Genomic DNA, 1,178 nt, shown 5'->3' with positions numbered 1-1,178 from the left:
GGGGCTGACAACGCAAAACACTGAACCTAAAATAACAACCGTAATCACAAATGCTGATTTGAACAAAAACCGCCACGCGTTGGCAGTCCCTCTTGAACCGTTTGTTATAAGCAAAATAACACCTTGATTTAAATTAGCTTTAATTGTTCGGCACTTGATAAAACCCATGCGCTTTCATGATGCTCAAAACCGATTTTTGGATAGTAAGCTTGCGCTTGAGGTGCTGATAATAAAATAACTTTACAGTTTGGATTCAATTCTTCTTTGGTTACCAATATTAGATATTTACCAATACCACTCGATTGAACGCTTTCATCAACGGCTAGATCCGATAGGTAACAGCAATAATGAAAATCCGTAACAGAACGCGCCACGCCAACAAGCTGATCGTTTATCCATGCAGTAACAATTAGATTTGAGTTTTCAAGCATACCTTTGATGATTGCTTCATTTTCTAGTGGTCTACGTTCACCAAGTGATGTTTTCTTTAGCAAATTCACGAACTGTTTCGACGTGATTGGATAGTTTACCTTGTACTCAATTTCCATTTTTCATCCTCTGAGGCTGGATTTGCTTATAACGCCCAATTAAGGGGTGAGCAACGCTACCACCCAACCTAACGCATTGTACCGTAACCATTAAAATTGAAGTAGAAGCAAAAATGCCAAGCGTTGGGAATCCCTCTTAAATTGTTTGTTAGCTGTTTATTGCTACAGATTTACTTTTAGCCTACAAATTTTTATTCAACCATTTTATCGTATGATCTCTCATGTCGTTGGAAAAATAATGCGATTCATCAGCTAAATTGAACTCAATTTCAGTATTATTTTTATCGTATTTACTCTTCATTTTTTCATAAAAGTCCTTCGCGAAATTGGCAGGAACCCAATTATCTTTCTCGCCATTTATAATCAACATAGGGCGACTTTCATTTTCGAAGCTTCTTAGTGCGCTTGTGGCTTAACTAACCCGTTTAATGAACCTTTCTATGTTTAACGAAGGTAACAACCAAAGCCACTAACGCCAGTAGCTGAAAAAGCCAAAATAAAGGAATGAACCCAAATGGCTCAACTAAGAAGCCATTCTCATCTACGTATGAACCGATGATGTTATAAGCAATTAAACACAAAATACCGCTGATACAGAAAAGAACGCTAATTTTATACTTACGGAGAAAT

2 protein-coding genes are annotated in these 1,178 nt (G+C 37.2%); both read right to left on the bottom strand.

The window, feature by feature from the left end:
- Positions 1-128: 128 nt before the first annotated feature.
- Complete coding sequence (locus DD616_RS00010; protein WP_013867762.1) at positions 129-548, bottom strand: GNAT family N-acetyltransferase; 420 nt, start codon at positions 546-548, stop codon at positions 129-131.
- A 425-nt stretch (positions 549-973) separates the two neighbouring features.
- Complete coding sequence (locus DD616_RS00005; RefSeq protein ID WP_234826071.1) at positions 974-1,159, bottom strand: DUF3955 domain-containing protein; 186 nt, start codon at positions 1,157-1,159, stop codon at positions 974-976.
- Positions 1,160-1,178: the final 19 nt, after the last annotated feature.

This window comes from Vibrio anguillarum, assembly GCF_003390515.1.
GTDB lineage: Bacteria > Pseudomonadota > Gammaproteobacteria > Enterobacterales > Vibrionaceae > Vibrio > Vibrio anguillarum.
The sequence above is the reverse complement of the archived record's forward strand: the minus strand, read 5'-3'. Positions and strand labels throughout refer to the sequence as shown.

Bases quoted from the DNA above. Each gene is read 5' to 3' on its own strand.
- DD616_RS00010 (WP_013867762.1), bottom strand. From the start codon at position 548: ATGGAAATTGAGTACAAGGTAAACTATCCAATCACGTCGAAACAGTTC.